Source organism: Paenibacillus sp. J31P13 (assembly GCF_056269295.1).
This window is the reverse complement of sequence record NZ_JBWDNR010000002.1, coordinates 776,445-791,999: the sequence shown is the minus strand read 5'-3', so window position 1 is coordinate 791,999 and position 15,555 is coordinate 776,445. Positions and strand designations below refer to the sequence as shown.

Genomic DNA, 15,555 nt, shown 5'->3' with positions numbered 1-15,555 from the left:
AGCTTAAAAGCATCTGTATAGCCGCTTAAACGAATGACGGATTTAGCTCCGATCTATTAAGTTTTAAGTTAATTTAATAATTTGTGCTAAATTAAATCGCTATAAATATGAAGCTGCACACTATGGCTGATCTACCACTACTAAAAGGGAAGAAAACACGTCTCTCGGAGCCCCTGGCGTATTAACCCCGTTCACTTTATTGATCGGTGTGTTTTTGATCTCGTATTGATCAAGCACATTATTTAACGTGACTGCCGTGGAGGATCCTCCACCATCCATGTTCAATGCTTGATATGCGCCTAATTCCTTCATATAGAGCCCCAGTTCCTCAATGTAAAAACCTGTAGAATTGTTAGCACCGCGGCCATCTATTACAACAAAAAATACTGTACCGTCACTTCGGATACCCACTGCTGTTCTTGGGTGTCGGTCATTATGCCGGTAATACGTTTGCTCATCATAATCCGGATGATTAGTCGCAGAGATCACTTGACCGTGAAAATCTTGAACCACACCATCCTTCACCATCCAAAACTGTCCGCCGGATGCTTGGAATAAATTTCCCTTTTCTTGTTGCCAATCTGCTCCATAGTCTCCAATAATCGCAGTCCCATCTGTTTTAATTCCGAAGAATCCGTGGAAAGGATAATTTTTCCCATCGACGCCAGGTACACGAACACCGTTTATTATGGAAGAGCCATCTTTTATCATATTGCCTTCTGGTCCCTGTTCCGTATAGAACTCTCCATTAACGCCAGCAATAACTGTTTTTCCTAACATATCTGTGGTTGCTGCTTGTTCTGCGACATTTGCTTTCATGCTATCATGACCTTCACTGTCCACTATGCGAAAATAATTGCCATTAGCATCTGTCGGAGGAATCTGGTTGTTTTTCGTGCCTACAATTATTGAATTCTGAGGTAAATTAATATTTACATCGATAATATTTGCCTTCTGAATGTTGCCGTTAATATCTACAAAGTCCATCTGTCTGTGCAAAACACCACTTGAGAGTTCAACCGTTTCATCCCTTAGAACTCTTAATATGATTGGGTTTTGTTCGGTTACAGGAAGGTCTTTGAAATATTGTAAAACAGGACGGCCCAGCCTAAAGTCAATATTCCAAACCTTATCGAAATTCCATCCTAAACTATCTTCATAGGTTGTCTGTAAGCTCAATTCATTGTCAGTAACAGAAAATCCCTGATTATTGTTAGACGTTCCACCAGTCACAACCAAACCTTGCACAAGCGCATTGGTTGATGCAATATTGTTTTGGAATATTGGTGAACCATTTAACCGCCCTGTGATTCTTGCTATATTGCTGTTGCTCCCATTAGTAATTGTTCCCGCCATCAATGCATTGTTCTTAATGACTGCATTCGTATAGGCATATGCAGATATACCGCCTGTATTATTCAGTTCTGAATACACGTTTGGAACAGCATAGGATGTTTCAAGCACCGATCCGCTTTCCGATACCGCAACCAATGCTCCACTTTCTACTTTTGCTTTTACGCTAGTGTCAGAGTATACATTTCTGATAACATTGTAATTTTGTACGGCAATACCTGCGCTTCGGTAGCCGCCGACTACTGAGCCGCTAACAAAACTTCCTTGAATCATTCCTCTATTCGTAGCTACAATTCCGCTTGCCCAGTAATTAGAATTTGTACTGATGCCAATAATGTCTACATCAAAAAAACCAATTCTTTCAATAATCCCATGATTTTCAATGATAAAAGCTGCCTTAGGCTGATTCGCATTCGCTGTAATCGTCAGCCCGGAAATGATATATCCATTCCCATCTAATGTTCCGCTAAAAGAACTGATGGGAATGAATTCACCTGTTACCTCTATATCTGCTGTCAGCTTAAAATCTCCGGATGGGTTGCTTCTAATAAGTTCTAAGTCGGCTGCTGTCGCAATCGCGATATCCTTGCTCTCCTGCACGTTTCTAAGAATCGGCCGGTCCAAAACGGAGCTCATTTCCCATACCGTATAAAAATCCCAACCTAATATATCTTCGTAGGTTGATTGCAAGGTCAATGCATGATCTGTAACGGACAATCCCTGATTATTACCAGAGGTTCCGCCAGTAACAACCAATCCCTGCACAAGAGCATTTATTGAGGCAATATTGTTTTGAAAGGTTGGAGTGCCGTTTGATCGTCCTGTTATTCTAGCTATGTTGCTGTTGCTTCCATTTGTAATCGTTCCGGACAATACTGCATTGTTCTTAATAACCGCATTCGTATAGGCATATGCTGAAATACCGCCCGTATTATTCTGTTCGGAATGAACATTCGGCAGTGCGTAGGAAGATTCAAGTATAGAACCGCTTTCCGATACCGCAACCAAGGCTCCGCTTTCTACTTTGCCGCTCACTGTACTAAGCGAATATGAGTTTTTGATTATGCTATAATTGTTTACGGCAATACCTGCACTTCGATAGCCTCCGATTACTGATCCGGTAACAAAGCTCTCCTGTATCGTCCCTCTATTGGTTCCGACAATTCCGCTTGCCCAGAAGCTGGAGTTCGTACCAATACCCGTAATGTCTACATCAATAAATCCAACTCTTTCAATGATCCCCTGATTTTCGACTATAAAGGCTGCCTTGGGTTGACTCGAATTCGCAGTGATTGTCAGACCAGAAATGATATGACCATTCCCATCCAATGTCCCGCTAAAAGTACTGATTGGCACAATCTCTCCGAGAAGTTCAATATCAGCGGTCAGTTTAAAATCACCAGACGGGTTGCTGCGAATGAGCTCCAAATCCGCTGCTGTCGCAATCTCGATATCCTTGCTTTCTTGCACATTTCTAAGAATTGGCCGATCTAATACAGAACTCATTTCCCATACAGCGTTAAAATCCCAACCTAAAACATCTTCGTAGGTCGTTTGCAAGGTCAAAGCATGATCTGTCACGGACAATCCTTGTTTATTGCTAGATGTTCCACCGCTTGCAACAAGACCCTGTACAAGCGCATTAGTGGAGGAAATATTGTTAAGCAGAGTTGGGGTTCCGTTTAATCGACCTGTTATCCTGCCTATATTGCTATTGCTGCCATTCGTTATCGTACCTGCCAACAACGCATTGTCTTTAATGATCGCATTCGTAAATGCATAAGCAGAAATACCGCCTGTATTATTCAGTTCTGAATTTATGCTGGGAACCGCATAGGATGCTTCAAGCACCGAACCGCTCTCCGATACCGCAACCAAGGCTCCGCTTTCCACTTTGGCACTAACTGTACTAACCGAATAAGAATTTTTAATCACATTATAATTGCTAACTGCAATACCTGCGCTTCGATAACCGCCGACAATAGATCCGGTAACAAAGCTTTCCTGTATCGTCCCTTTATTCGTAGCAACCATCCCGCTTGCCCAGAACCCGGAATTTGTACTGATGCCTCTAATGTCCACATCCACAAGTCCTAAGCTTTGAATGGTTCCTCGATTTTCGACAATAAAGGCTGCTTTAGGCTGATTCGCATTTGCAGTGATAGCCAGCCCGGATATGATATGCCCGTTTCCATCTAAAGATCCAGTAAAAGAACTGATTGGCACAAATTCTCCCGATAGCTCAATATCAGCTGTCAGCTTAAATTTCCCGGTTGGATTGCTGCGAATTTGTTCCAAATCTCCCGAACTGCTAATTGGTATAACAGCATCTGCAAACACTTCATTTGGAACATAGAAAGTTAAGCTCATAGACATGATTAAGATAAAAGATAGGAATAAATGAGCCATTCTTTTTGATAGATTCATATTTTTCCCTCCTGATTAATAGTTCATTTTTAATGAGATTAAACAGAAAAGCGCACCTCTACAAAGTCTCATATCCCTGTGCATCCGATAATTTGTATAGCGAATGTCCATCCAACCGTCTCTTGGTCAGCATGAGGAAGCCTTTGCGAAGTGCGCTTTTTGTGACAACTGATTATTAGTAAGAACCTAACTTATTCCATATCAATCCAAACTGGGGAAGTTGCCGCAAACTCGCCATCCTCCTGATATATCTTTACAAAATAATAGCGATTTTGGCATGGCAATGAAACTTTATAATCCAACTCCTTGCCGTCATGCTCAATCGAATGAAGCACATGTCCATGCTCACCTATGATCTCCGCTTTGATGATTCGGCTACCCGTATCCACACCGTACAAAGCTTTAATATCGAAATGGAGAGTATCGGATCGTTTAATCCTCGAACCCATAATTGCACCATTCAACTTGAACCAAACCTTCAAATGAAGAGCAGACGTAAAGTAGACACGTTGATGTCTGACTGCATCGAAGAAGTGCTCTCTTGTCAGTTTGTCCACTAATATTCCTGTCCGAAGTGTGTTTTCCGTTCCCCATTGTCCATGATGATTATCCTGGCTGCCTACCGGAGATACATGCCATCCCTTATCTAGTGCCATAACATAGTAATAGAGCCCGCCTAGTTCCTTCGATTCTATTGTATTGATTTCTATCATATGCATCACTTCATCCAGCTCTGCATCATAAGGATCAAATCCATCCAAATGACGATTGCCGCAAGACCACGGATGATTCCATTGTTGGATGGAATCGGGATACTTCTTGAGCGTTTCATAGTATTTTGGGATATCGTTATATTGGGTTTCATACGCATTTATAAAAAAGTCCATGTTATACGTATTCATATGACCGAATTGATTGTACCAAGTCGTTTCGGCACCAAATAAGGCAAGGAAAGCACCGTCCTCGGTTTTCTTATCGGCCATCTGCTGGATGTCCACCCATTTGCGGCTTTTATCCCAGTCTAGATAATGGTCATAGAGATTGCTGTGCTCCGTTATAGCTAGAAAATCAAGACCAGCCGTATATCTTGCGTAATCAAACGCATATTCAGGAACCCCTATACCATCTGAAAATCCGGTATGGCTATGCAAATTCCCGAAATAGATTTGATAGTCATTGTCGATTGGAGCCGGTAAAGCACCTGAACGAGGATTTGGCACTGGCAATGGTGATTTTTTGACAAACGCCAGCCAATGTATCATCAAGCGCTGAGGCATTGCAGCATCTGAAATCACAAGATAAACGTCATGAACACCTGTTAACAGGGAAGGATTCTCATGCTCCAAATTGCAAGCTAAGATCGACCATCGTTTCCATTGTTTAAATAAAATGATCTCCCCTATTTTTTCTCCGTGAAGATCATTTAGTCTAACTTCCAAGGTGATTCGTTTGCCTTTATCCGGATCCGTGAATCCGAATTGCCCACGCAGTTGGTCCACTCCTGCTTCTGTGAAATCTACATCTCTGTAAACAAGATAACTGCCGATATCTCCACTTACTAATACTTGATCTAGCTCGCCTGTCTCAATATCATCAACTTCCATCTCCTTAAATCCATATGCATGGTCATACGATCTCACATGAAATTTAAGCGGCGATACCTTGTTAGCCCCGCTTCTTTCTAGTGAAGTCCGTTCATGACCAAATACTTTAAAATCACGAATTTTTGCGGTCTCTCCTGATGAGCAATAAGTAACTGTCACTCTTATATAACGAGCTATAAATGACACATCATATTGCTCCCCATCGACCTTCAACGGAGTATTATCTTTTTTATCTACAGTCGTTTCCCAGTTAAGATTGTCTTTACTGTATTCAATGAAATAGTGCGAATACTCCTCTAAATTGGAATCCAAGCAAATTCTAATTTGCTCAATCTGACAAATACTTTTCAAATCTAGCTTCCACCAAATATAGTAAGGTGCACCTGCCCAGCATGTATCAACCTGTCCATCGATCGCTTTTTCCGCTTCGAAACCAACAATTTGATTCTCTGCGGTAGCCACTTTACCTTTGCTCAATAACACGACTTGATTTATATTTTCTTTCTGATTGTTTTCAATCATCTTTCTTCACCCTTTCAGAAGTACAGTCTTAGCCCTTAACCGCTCCCATCATAACGCCTTTAACAAAATGCTTTTGGACCAAAGGATACAACAGCAGCATAGGAATGCTCGAAACTACAATAACTGCATATTTCATCCCCTCAGCCAATAACAGTTGTTCCACTATACTCTCACCTTCTCCACCAGCCATAGCATTCATGTCCTCTTGAATCAAAATGCTTCGTATGACCATTTGAAGCGGCAAACGCCAGTCATCATGCAGGTAAATCAACGCATTAAAATATGAGTTCCAATGTGCGACACCATAATACATAGTCATAACAGCAACAATCGGCATAGACAGTGGTAGAACCACTCTAGTTAATGTTTTGATATTGCTGCAACCGTCAATGAAAGCTGCCTCTTGCAATTCATATGGAATGGAGGTCTGAAAATAGGTCCGCATGATGATCAAATTCCATACACTAATTGCGCTCGGAATCACCATAACCCATAAATTGTTATACAGACCAAGCATATTTTTGTACACCAGATAGGTAGGAATGAGACCGCCATTAAAGAGCAAAGTGAACGTGAATAATAATACTAATACATGGCGACCTACAAAATCCTTCCGAGATAACGCATAAGCACCCATCGTCGTCATGACAATGTTAATCGTCGTTCCAATAACCAAGTAGATTATTGAATTTCGATAGCCTATCAAAATATCAGGGTTTTGAAAAACCTTTCGATACGCGTTCAAAGTAATATTTTTCGGCAGCAACCAAAGCTCTCCCTTTACGATGGAAAGAGGATCACTAAGGGATGCGCTAACAATATACAGCAGAGGATAAAGCGTCACGATCATAATAATTGTGAGAATCATATAAATCGTGATATCAAATATCCGATCTCCCAAACTAGTTGTTTTTGCATGTTCCATTTTTATGATTCCTCCATCACCACAAACTGGTGCCGCTGACCCTTTTGGCAATTCTGTTCACAATAATAATTAAGAAGAAGTTAATTGCCGAGTTGAATAGTCCTACTGCAGCAGAAAAGCTAAACTGCGATCCAAGAAGACCTACCTCATACACATAGGTTGAAATGACGGTTGATGAGGTACGATTTAGCTCATTCTGCATAAGGTATATCTTTTCGAAACCGACGTCCATTATGGAGCCAAATTGAAAAATTAGCATGATGATGGCAGTCGGAATCAAACTTGGGATTGTAATATGAATCAGGCGTTTTAGTTTGTTTGCACCATCAATCATTGCCGCCTCATAAAGTGACTTATCAATGCCAGCAAGGACTGCGATGTAAAGCACAGAACTAAAGCCCATGTTTTGCCATATATCAGAGAAAACAAAAATGGACTTGAACATCCCTGGTTCTGTCATGAAATAGATGGGATCTCCGCCAAACAGACGGATCACATTGTTAACCAAGCCTGTCGAAGGTGAGAGAAAAGCCATCACCATACCGACCAATACGACCGTTGAAAGGAAATGCGGCATAAAGGTAATCGACTGTATGCTTTTCTTGAACCATTTGCTGCGTACCTCATTAACAAGCAAAGCAAACAAAATTGGTGTAGGAAATGCAATAAGAATTTGAAAAATGCTAATTCCTAAAGTATTCTTGATTAATGTCCAAAATTGATAGTTATTAAAAAAGCGAATGAAATGCTTCAGCCCAACCCAATCACTGCCCCAAATCCCTTTCGAAGCTGAAAAATCCTTGAATGCAATCTGGATGCCATACATGGGCAAATACTTAATGAGCAGAAAATATAGGACTACCGGCAAAACAAGCAGATACAAATCCCAATTTTTACGTATAGAGCGAGGCAACACAGCTTTGAAAACTCCTCTCTCCGATCCTGATGTCATAACAACACCCCTTCGTCAAATAAACGGATACAAATCAAGCACTGAGATCGCATCGAAAGTGTATAGAGATGTGAAGCCCCAGAGAAGAACCTTCCTCTTCTGGCAGCTTCACACCCTATTAAAGCTATTACTCACGGAAACACGAAGCTATTCGTTCTTTGTGTATCGAGCATATGCAGTATCATAAATACTCTGCAATCTGCTAAGACCCATTTTCTCCAGTTGCGCTACATATTTGTCAAACTCATCGAGAGGTACTTTACCTTGCACGAATTCTGCGGTGCGTTGGTTAACCAAACCGTAAATGTCCGCTTCCAGCGACTGCTTCTCCTCTGATTCGTCAGTCGTAAAGCTGAAGGGTGCCCAAAGCTCCTCAGGTAGAGATGGTCTCAAGTTTTCTGCTGCGGTTTTGGCTGACGGTTGCGTTTCGCCGCCTTTGAAATAATCTTCAAGAATTAGCGTAGGCAAGGAGCCGCCCGCGTAAGGCACATACTTTGAAACGACCTGATCAAAGGATGAACCCTCAGGTATATTATTGATAATCTCAGGAATAAAATCATAGTTTCCTTTGTCATCCTTTTGATAGGTTACACCTTCCATTCCTAAGTACAGCATCCTGATTCCTTCTTCACTGTATAAGTGATCGATCCAACGCATCGTTGCTTCAGGATATTTATTTGTTTTGCTAATCATGAACGCGCCTCTTGAACCGATATGACCTCGAGCACTCGTATAAAGTTGATCACCATTCGGGCCCGAAAGTGCCGTATCTAACCCAACATAACTATCTGCATTTGAATTTGCTCTTGCAACAATATTCCCAAAGGAGAAGCTGCCAATTAGATTTTGCTCATTCTTCGCAAGGACCTCAGTTCCCTTGTTCGTAAAGATTTCCTGATCAATTAATTTTTCTGCATATAGCTTATTTAAATAAACCAACAGCTCTTTGTAACCTTCACTCGTAGGGAAGAAGCGCATCTTTCCTGATTCAGTATCACTATCCCAGTTGCCATTTCCTGTTCCTTTATTACCTAGTCCATAGGCACCTCTGAGCACCAACATGATCTCTTCGAGCGAATCAGCAGCCAACGGGATTTCATCCTGAATTCCATTGCCATTTGGATCATCATTTCGGAATGCCTTTAATACGTCATACAACTCATCTGTCGTTTTTGGCATTTGCTTTCCTGTATGCTTCAACCATTCTTGATTGAGAAACAACTTCTTAGTAATTTCAATGCTCGGTGAATCGGTAAGATTCGGCAATGCATAGATGCTGCCATCCGCTGTCGCTACACCCTTTTTGACATCGGGATACTTTTCCATGATTGCTTTGAAATTCGGCGCGTATTTATCGATAAGATCATTCAATTTGATGAACGAGCCTTCTGCTCCGTATTTATCAACATCGCTATCCGGCATTTTTGTTCGGAAGAAGATGTCTGGAAGTTGATCACTGGCAAGAGCTAAATTTCTCTTTTCTGTTATATCTGCCGAGGTATATTCATCCCATTCGATGTGAATACCGGTCTTCTTCTCGTATTCCTTCCATATCAAAATATCATTCCATTCCGTTGGCTGGACTGGGCTTAGCAAGACCATAGCAGATAGCTTTATCGGCTCATTTACAATGGGAAATGCGGTTTCATTTAAGTAGCTTGGAACAACATTTTCAGTTTCGGGCTTAGAAGTCGATTTATTCGTTTCATTGGATGGTGAATTATTGCCACTACAAGCAGAAAGCATAGCAACCGTCAGCATCGATGCAATGAGTGCAGTACCTGATAATATTTTTTTCAAAAAAATTCCTCCTCATAAAATAGTAGTTCGCCCCTAATTGAATTGATCTTTTCCGAATAGACTGAATTTTCTGATATTAAATCATTTAAGCCGGCATACTTATAGGCTTTATAAGTCCCCCTTAACCTCGGTTTTGTCCGAGTTACTATTTATTAATAAATCCGATCGATCGACATTTTTTGAAAGATCGGATTTTATCATCATTGGTATTGAAATAGGGTCATGCTTAACTATTTCTATTGTTGGTCTGTATTCTCTGTGTACGTTCCGTCATAAAATGCTTTTTTCCTTAAAACCTGCTTATACTTGTATTTGTACTTCTCACTCCGGATATAACTTTCGCAATATTCGATACAACGATTTTGCCCAGTCGTCATTCGAGTCAGATGCAATACAGCAGTGTTTTTCTTAATCTGAAGCAATTCTGCGATTTCAGCTGGACAATTCACAGCCACGGCTTCTACCTCGGCTTCTTCAGCCATTAACCCCGAGCAACTAAAGATAGTGAAGTACAAACCTTCCTTTTGCAATTGTTCTTCATCTGCTCCTTCCATTAGAGAACAAGGGGTGTAGGCTCTCTCCCATGCAAACAGCTCATCACCAATGAATCGAAGACGTGTTATTTCATACAGACTCTCATTCGCGGACAAGCCGAATAATTGCTGTAGAAAGCTTGTTGCATCGCATTTTTTGAATCCAAGAATTTTGAAATCAGAATATAACCCTTCTTTTTCGATCTCTTGAGATAGACTGTAAGAGCTTGTAAGCTCATGTTCGAACTTAGGCAAGGATACAAACGTTCCTTTTCCTTGCTTCCGAACCAAGTAGCCCTCTTGGACCAATTCCTTAAGTACTTCCCTTACTGTGATTCGACTGACCCCATATTCATCACATAGTTCTCGTTCGCTAGGAATCTGAGAACCAGGGGACCAAAATCTTTTCTCAATTTTTTCACTCAATTTACTTCGTAATTGATATTGTAATGTCACTGGCAATGTATCATCCAACATAACGATTCCTCCATGAAATTATGATTTCTGGTATTTTATTATCCTTTCATATTTGAGTAAAGTTAACCTGCTCCTAACTGGTTATAACATTATAATATAATAATGATGTTGTCAATCATTTCCACGATTATTGATTCATAACATTTTGTAAAACTAATGGATGTTCCATGACCCCACTTTATTGATATCTCCAAAAACGAAAAACACTGCTATTCCCTCTAGGGTGATAGCAGTGCATTGATGATCCCATATTCTTTTCAGATCAATTTCCTTTACTCTTTCACAACCAGTTTAAGCGGGGCAGCAATCAGTTTCTCTACCGTTTTCCCATCTAAAACATCCTTGGCAGCTCCCACAGCGAGCTGTCCAATCAAATCAGGCTGCTGGGCAATTGTGCCTGTTAGTTTACCCGCTTGAATGGATTTAAGAGCATCTTCATTTCCGTCAAATCCGATAATCGGTATATTTTTACCAGAGCTTTGAATCGCTTCAATTGCACCTAAAGCCATTTCATCATTATGAGCGAAGACAGCTTGTACACCGGGATTTCCTTGCAGAAGATTCTCCATCACGGTCAATCCTTTTGTACGGTCAAAATCTGCCGTTTGCTTCGCAACGACTTTAAGCTGCGTATCGGCGATTTCATGGAATCCCTTACCGCGTTCGCGAGTTGCCGATGCTCCAGGTGATCCTTCTAGCTCAATGACCTTTGCACCTTTTCCGAGCTTCTCTACGATATACTCCGCTGCCATAGATCCACCTTTGACATTGTCCGAGGCTACAAGTGCTTGGATTTCCCCTTTGTCAGCGGAACGGTCCAACGTAATGACTGGAATAGCTAAGCTATTGGCCGTCTGAACGACGGTAGAGATCGCAGATGAATCAACTGGATTGATTAACAGCGCATTAACCCCTTTTTGCATTAAATCTTCTACGTCATTGCTTTGCTTAGCTGAGTCATTCTGCGCATCGATAACAAGCACTTCCATCCCTTGCTTCTTCGCCTCTGCCAGAACACCATCTTTGACAGATACAAAGAAAGGATTGTTCAAAGTAGATATAGATAATCCAATTTTTATATTCCCAGCTTTACCTCCGCTATTCGGTTTCGCCCAATCTGGAGGCTCTAATGAACAGCCTGTCATGAATACGAATAGTAAGGAAGTAAGAATTAATGTTATTTTTTTCATGTGAGAATCCCCCTCTTATGCAGCTTTCTTGCGGTCTATGAGTACAGCAATTGCAATTACAATCCCTTTTACAACCATCTGGTAAAAAGAAGATACGCCGAGCAAGTTCAAGCCATTGTTCAAAATCCCAATAATAAGAGCACCAATTAAAGTTCCTACAATACGTCCGCGACCGCCTGTTAAGCTAGTACCGCCTAATACAACTGCCGCAATGGCATCTAACTCGTAAGAGGTACCCGCCGTTGGTTGCGCTGAGTTCAATCTTGACGTCAAGATTGCACCCGCTAATGCGGATAGCATACCAATTAACGAATAAATCAAAATTTTAATACGATCTACTTTGATACCTGAAATAATCGATGCTTTCTCATTACCACCTATTGCATACGTTTTACGACCGAACGGTGTTTTGTGAAGTACAGTCCACAAGACAGCGAAGACGATAATCATCGTAATAGCAGGAACAGGAATACCTAGGAAATAACCTCTACCGAACAGTTGGAACATCATGCTGTCTCCAAGACCTGTAATCGGATTACCATTCGTGTATACAAGCGTTAATCCTCGGAAAATAGTCATGGTCGCTAATGTAGCGATAAATGGAGCCATTCGACCCTTTGTAATCATAAGTCCGTTGATCATACCCATTACACCACCTAGTAGACAGCCCACAATAATGGCTAAAATGGGGTCCAATCCTGAAATCATCAGGTTTGCGGTGATGGCACTCGATAGAGCAAGTATAGAACCAACCGATAAATCGATCCCGCCTGTCAGAATGACAAAGGTCATACCAAAAGCGATAAGCGCATTAATGGCCACTTGTCTAAGCAAGTTTAGAATATTTAGCGGCTCCAAAAAGCTTGGATTTAGCACGGTTACGATAATAATAAGGATGATTAGCCCTAGTAATGGACCTAGCTTCTGAGTGAATTGCCCAACCTGCAAGCCCTTTTTTACATTTTCGTCTTTTATCGTTGTCATTACTATTGCCCCCCTGTAGCTAACGTCATGATGTTTTCTTGCGTCGCTTCCTGTTGTGATAGTTCTCCACTGATTTTCCCTTCATGAACAACAATAATTCGGTCACTCATGCCTAATACTTCAGGAAGCTCTGAGGATACCATAATGATTGCGACTCCCCGCTCTGTTAATTCATTCATCAGCTGATATATTTCACGCTTAGCTCCTACATCGACTCCACGTGTTGGCTCATCTAAGATAAGTACACTTAGGCCAATCCCAATCCATTTCGCGATAACCACTTTTTGTTGATTACCGCCAGATAAATTACGGACTAATGTGGATGAAGACAGTGTCTTGATCTGCAGCCGTTTAATCAGAATATCCACGAATTCTTGTTCTTTCTTCTCATTGATTACGCCTTTAGGTGCAAAGCTATATAAGTTCGTAAGTACCATATTGTCTCGAATAGAGAAATCAAGAACCAATCCTTCATCTTTACGATCCTCCGTAACGAATCCTATACCCGCCTTCATAGCATCATTGGGATTACGAATGGCAACCTTTTTGCCTTTTACCCAGATCTCACCTTGATCCAATGAGTCAAGTCCAAATAATGTTCTCATCATTTCTGTACGTCCAGATCCCATTAAGCCTGAGAATCCAATGATTTCACCCGATCGTACAGAGAAATTAACCTCTTTAAATTGACCCTTTTTAGAAGCATTCTTCACTTCAAGCACAACATCACCTGGTGTCGATTTACGCTCTGGAAACCGGTCTGTTAATTCTCGCCCAACCATTTTTCTAACGACATCGTCGAAGTTAGTATCCGGAATTGCCTTCGTATCTACTGTCTTGCCATCACGCATGACGGTTATTCGATCACATATCGCAAAAATCTCTTCCATCCGATGCGATATATAGACAATAGAGACTCCTTCTTTCTTCAAGGATGCGATAACTTCGAATAGCTTCTGTATTTCTCGCTCTGTTAATGCAGCTGTAGGCTCGTCCATGACGATAACTTTAGCATGTGTCATGAGTGCTTTTGCAATCTCAATCATCTGCTTCTCACCTACTGAACATTCTCCCGCCTCTTGGTTCAGTGGGATCGTGACAGATAGCTTTCGGAACTGTTCATTTGCTAACGCTTTCATCTCGTTTCTATTCAGCAAGCCAAACTTAGAGGTTCGTTCTTTCCCTATGAAGAGGTTGTCAAGAACAGTCATATCCGGCCACACATTCAACTCTTGATGGATAAAAGCTATTCCAAACTTTTCTGCCTCTTTGGGATTTGCAAAGTATGTTTCCTGACCATCTATCGTAATGGTTCCTTTATCACGCTGGTGTAGACCAATCAAAATATTCATCATAGTAGACTTACCTGCGCCATTCTCACCCATAAGAGCATGGACTTCACCTTCCAGAAGATCGAAATCCACACCCGTTAATACACGGTTAGCACCAAATGATTTATAAATATCTCTCATTGTTATGTTCATATTCTTAGAACCCCCTATTCTCCAAAATTGACACCGGCTTGTAAAATGCAATTCGCATAAGGTTTAGCCTCGCCAGTACGAATAATGACCTTGGCATTCTGGGTTAGTAGCTTAAACTGCTCATGTGAACACGATTCTATAGGTATTTCCTTAAACTTATCATTTAAGTATTGTGAGGTTACTTTATTATTCGAAGCTAATTCCTCTGCCACAATCAGTTTTTCAATGACCATATCCTCTGAAATGATATCTACGACATCTTGGAAGCTTGGGATGCCAAGCTTCAGAGCTAGATCAATCTTTGGAATTCCTGATGGGATAGGAAGCCCCACATCTGCAATAACAATCGTGTCCGTGTGTCCTAAGTCGGCAAGAATTTTTGAAATATGACTATTTAATATCCCGTGTTTCTTCATAATTAAAGGTTCTCCTCAACCTCTGCTCTTGTAGGCATTCCGCCTTGAGCACCGAATTTTGTAACAGATAATGAAGCCGCTCGATTAGCAAACTTCACACTAGCTTGTAAGGAATGACCTTCAGCTAGAGCAACGGCAAAGGCTGCATTGAAAGTATCTCCCGCTCCCGTTGTATCTATAGCATTCACTTTATAAGTCGGTACCAGCACTTCTTGATCTCCATCGAAATATCGCACGCCATTACTGCCTTCAGTAATAAATAGCTTATTGGGATATTTCCGTAACGCTTCAGAAGTACTCATCCCAGGGAATAAAATCGTACATTCATGTTCATTCGGCGTTAAGTAGGTGGCATTTTCAATAATCGATTCACTAATAGAACGAGCAGGCGCCGGATTAAGCAAAAGGGGGACATTGTATTTATGGCAAATTTCACTTACATAAGCGACTGTTTCTTCTGGTATTTCTTGTTGAACAAGTATCATATCAGCACTGCGAATGGCATCCAGCGCCTTTTCAACAAAAGCAGGAGTAACATGATCATTGGCACCTTTAACAACGATAATACTATTATCACCTTCAGCCAAAATAATATGAGCTGTCCCGCTTTCAATACCTGTAACCGGTTCCACATTAGTTACAAGAACCTGATTTCTTTTAAAATTATCCATGATAGCTTGTCCATAGAAATCATCTCCTATGCAACCAACCATCGTAACTTCAGCTCCTAGACGCGCAGCTGCAACGGCTTGATTCGCGCCTTTTCCTCCTGGGACAGTTGTGAAGCGATCTCCAAGAACGGTCTCACCAGCGTGAGGCCGCTTGGATGAGGTCACCACCAAATCCATTGAACTACTTCCAATTACACCAATCTTAGCACTCTTCATA

At 41.2% G+C, this 15,555-nt stretch carries 11 protein-coding genes; all 11 read right to left on the bottom strand.

Translation table 11 applies throughout. The annotated features are described in order from the left end of the window. Window positions 1-120: 120 nt before the first annotated feature. Window positions 121-3,780, bottom strand: a complete 3,660-nt coding sequence (locus AC0YOD_RS09940) for a phosphodiester glycosidase family protein (protein WP_475799105.1) — start codon at window positions 3,778-3,780, stop codon at window positions 121-123. 191 nt (window positions 3,781-3,971) lie between these two features. Further along, window positions 3,972-5,906, bottom strand: coding sequence for a CehA/McbA family metallohydrolase (locus AC0YOD_RS09935; protein WP_475799104.1), 1,935 nt, complete (start codon window positions 5,904-5,906; stop codon window positions 3,972-3,974). A 28-nt stretch (window positions 5,907-5,934) separates the two neighbouring features. Then, window positions 5,935-6,831, bottom strand: a complete 897-nt coding sequence (locus AC0YOD_RS09930; protein ID WP_475799103.1) for a carbohydrate ABC transporter permease — start codon at window positions 6,829-6,831, stop codon at window positions 5,935-5,937. A gap of 16 nt (window positions 6,832-6,847) precedes the next feature. Beyond that, window positions 6,848-7,783 carry an ABC transporter permease gene (locus tag AC0YOD_RS09925; RefSeq protein ID WP_475799102.1) on the bottom strand — a complete coding sequence of 312 codons (936 nt, stop codon included), beginning with the start codon at window positions 7,781-7,783 and terminating at the stop codon, window positions 6,848-6,850. 147 nt (window positions 7,784-7,930) lie between these two features. After that, window positions 7,931-9,583, bottom strand: coding sequence for an extracellular solute-binding protein (locus AC0YOD_RS09920; protein WP_475799101.1), 1,653 nt, complete (start codon window positions 9,581-9,583; stop codon window positions 7,931-7,933). Window positions 9,584-9,819: 236 nt separating this feature from the next. After that, window positions 9,820-10,593, bottom strand: a complete 774-nt coding sequence (locus tag AC0YOD_RS09915; protein WP_475799100.1) for a GntR family transcriptional regulator — start codon at window positions 10,591-10,593, stop codon at window positions 9,820-9,822. 272 nt (window positions 10,594-10,865) lie between these two features. Next, window positions 10,866-11,783: a ribose ABC transporter substrate-binding protein RbsB gene (gene rbsB, locus AC0YOD_RS09910; RefSeq protein WP_475799099.1), complete on the bottom strand. Its 918-nt coding sequence runs from the start codon at window positions 11,781-11,783 to the stop codon at window positions 10,866-10,868. Window positions 11,784-11,798: 15 nt separating this feature from the next. Further along, window positions 11,799-12,767: an ABC transporter permease subunit gene (locus tag AC0YOD_RS09905; protein ID WP_475799098.1), complete on the bottom strand. Its 969-nt coding sequence runs from the start codon at window positions 12,765-12,767 to the stop codon at window positions 11,799-11,801. A gap of 2 nt (window positions 12,768-12,769) precedes the next feature. Continuing rightward, complete coding sequence (locus tag AC0YOD_RS09900; RefSeq protein ID WP_475799097.1) at window positions 12,770-14,251, bottom strand: sugar ABC transporter ATP-binding protein; 1,482 nt, start codon at window positions 14,249-14,251, stop codon at window positions 12,770-12,772. A 14-nt stretch (window positions 14,252-14,265) separates the two neighbouring features. Continuing rightward, window positions 14,266-14,667, bottom strand: coding sequence for a D-ribose pyranase (gene rbsD, locus AC0YOD_RS09895; protein WP_475799096.1), 402 nt, complete (start codon window positions 14,665-14,667; stop codon window positions 14,266-14,268). A gap of 2 nt (window positions 14,668-14,669) precedes the next feature. After that, the gene (gene rbsK / locus AC0YOD_RS09890; RefSeq protein ID WP_475799341.1) at window positions 14,670-15,554 is read right to left on the bottom strand and encodes a ribokinase; all 885 of its coding nucleotides are present in this window, start codon (window positions 15,552-15,554) and stop codon (window positions 14,670-14,672) included. Window position 15,555 lies beyond the last annotated feature (1 nt).